Here is a 2,224-nt window from a genome sequence, read left to right as displayed (position 1 = left end):
TCTTTATCATCCTCATCCTCTTGACATCATTGTCCTGCATGAACCTCAGGTCGTTTCCTATGAGGTGAAGATCGCTTCCAGTTTCGTAATCGCCCCGTCTGTTGAACATCCACGAGGGTATCCCGAATGCAGCAGGGTTTTTTATTATCTCCTCAATCTTTCTGAGTTCAGCATCAGAGAGCTCTCCTGCAGTCTTTGCCGGCTCTATTGCGGCAGAGGTGCAGATTGCATTTATCATCATGAAGCTTATGCCCCTTATCTTTTTTAATGCAATTCCGATTTTTTTCTTGCCTTCCAAGTCGGTATTTGCAACCCTTACTATGTGCCTGAAATTTTCAGAGGTTTCAACCTTTCCTTCCATTTTTCTTTCTGGTTTCTTTTCCATTTTATCCAACATCCGTATTATTGTGCTGATGAAATTTCCCGAATATGCTTAATAGAATTCCGTAGGAACCCTAAATCGCTCAAAATGAACTCGGGCTGTTAAGGATGGGAGAAAAGAGGTTGTATTTAAAGCTTTTGAATTTCCAGTTTTGATTCAATTTTTTCCCTGTTCTTGTAGGGAAACCTCATAAGGCGCCTGCACTCAAGGCAGCAGTAGACAAGATGCGACTTCTGGCTTCTTATCCTGAGATTCTTTCCAGGCACCAAAAAAGAGTGGCAGTGCTTGCAGAACCTTTTCTTGAGGTTTGAGGGGATTCTGACTTTGTATTTGCTTGAGATTTTCCTTGCAATCTCAACATACCTGTCTGCAAGTTTTTTGTTTTTTGGAAAAGCCTCTTCAGCCAGTTTGAAGAGCCCGATAATCCTCTCATATGCAAGCCCTGTTGACTCCTCTGGCTTTCTTCTGTATGGCTTCTTCTTAAGAACCTTGGACTTATCTGAATCAGCGCCTAAGGAATTCATGGTATTGCAGAATTTGTCCTAATATATTAATTAATCTTTCTGCAGGAAGCATTAGGATAATCTGAAAGAATATTATAAATTATAAAAAATGTGATAAAGCAAGAACAAGTAAAATTTTAAAATAAAAAAATAAACGGCTGCTTACTTCTGCAGGGGTATGCAGCAAAGTTCTCCCACAACTCCCGTTTTTGCTTTCAGGCAGTTTGTTCCAGGGAAGGAATATTTTTGTTCACCGCACCCTATGGTCTCTGGTATGCATGTTCCTCCCTTTCCTTCACAACTGGCAACGCCTATGTTGAATATGGAAAGCCGTCCAGTAAATAGCGCGAAAAGCACCACCAGGACAAGAAGAGCAATCACTGCAATGATTATCACATTTACAGAAAGCTCAGCACCCTTTTTTCCTTTCATAAAAAGCACCTCTTATTTTTAACTTAAAATCTCTTAAATACATAATCAATAAAATGCGTATTTAAATCTTTCTCTCTATCCCCTTCTGTTCTCATTTGCCCCTTTGATAAAATATATAAATGCAGGTGGTTTTTGGTTTTTCACAGTGGTGGTTTAATGGACAATGCGATGTGGACAGAGAAATACAGGCCGAGCGACTTCTCGGAAATCTACGGGCAGGACGAGATTGTGAAAAGAGTGAAGGCATTTGTCAAGAATGCAAATATGCCCCACATACTCTTTTCAGGCCCAGCCGGAACAGGAAAGACATCGCTTTCAATAGTCATTGCAAAGAAATTCTTTGGGGAGAGCTGGCGCGAGAACTTCCTTGAACTTAACGCCTCTGATGAAAGGGGCATTAATGTAATACGGGAAAGTGTGAAGAATTTTGCAAGGACGAGGACAATGGGCGATGCACCATTCAAGATAATCTACCTTGACGAGAGCGATGCTCTCACAAGGGAGGCACAGCAGGCGCTCAGAAGGACAATGGAAAACTACACCAAAACCTGCAGGTTCATACTTTCATGCAACTATTCCTCAAAAATAATCGAGCCAATCCAGTCAAGATGCGCTGTCTTTAGGTTCAAGCACCTTGAGAGGAAGGACATTGACGAGATAATAAGGAAAATCGCAGACAAGGAAGGGATAAAGATTGATGATTCTGCAAAGGACGCACTTTTCCAGGTTTCAAACGGGGACTGCAGAAAGCTTGAGAACATCCTCCAGAGCTGCGCAGCAGTTTCAAACGTAATCACAGAAAAGGTTGTTTATGATGTGGCATCCTTTGCAAGGCCGAAGGAGCTGAGGGATGTGCTTGAGCTTGCGCTTGCCAATAAGTTCATTGAGTCAAGAAAGAAGCTTTTTG

The 2,224-nt window shown here is 41.7% G+C and carries 4 protein-coding genes; 1 reads left to right on the top strand and 3 read right to left on the bottom strand.

Features of this window, described 5'->3' with window-relative positions; genetic code table 11:
• The 3 genes from rpsM to NTV63_03335 form a co-directional block, all read right to left on the bottom strand.
• Positions 1-385 (bottom strand): 30S ribosomal protein S13 (rpsM, locus tag NTV63_03345; GenBank protein ID MCX6709957.1); only part of this gene is annotated, 385 nt, incomplete at its 3' end.
• A 125-nt stretch (positions 386-510) separates the two neighbouring features.
• Positions 511-906 (bottom strand): ribonuclease P, encoded by a 396-nt coding sequence (locus NTV63_03340; protein MCX6709956.1) that lies wholly within the window; start codon positions 904-906, stop codon positions 511-513.
• 141 nt (positions 907-1,047) lie between these two features.
• Positions 1,048-1,317: a hypothetical protein gene (locus NTV63_03335; GenBank protein ID MCX6709955.1), complete on the bottom strand. Its 270-nt coding sequence runs from the start codon at positions 1,315-1,317 to the stop codon at positions 1,048-1,050.
• A gap of 156 nt (positions 1,318-1,473) precedes the next feature.
• Between NTV63_03335 and NTV63_03330 the strand changes: the two genes are divergently transcribed.
• A partial coding sequence (locus NTV63_03330) for a replication factor C small subunit (protein ID MCX6709954.1) occupies positions 1,474-2,224 on the top strand: 751 nt, incomplete at its 3' end.

The sequence above is a fragment of the Candidatus Woesearchaeota archaeon genome (genome assembly GCA_026394965.1).
Taxonomy (GTDB): domain Archaea; phylum Nanobdellota; class Nanobdellia; order Woesearchaeales; family 0-14-0-80-44-23; genus JAPLZQ01.
This window is presented reverse-complemented; position numbering and strand designations above follow the sequence as displayed.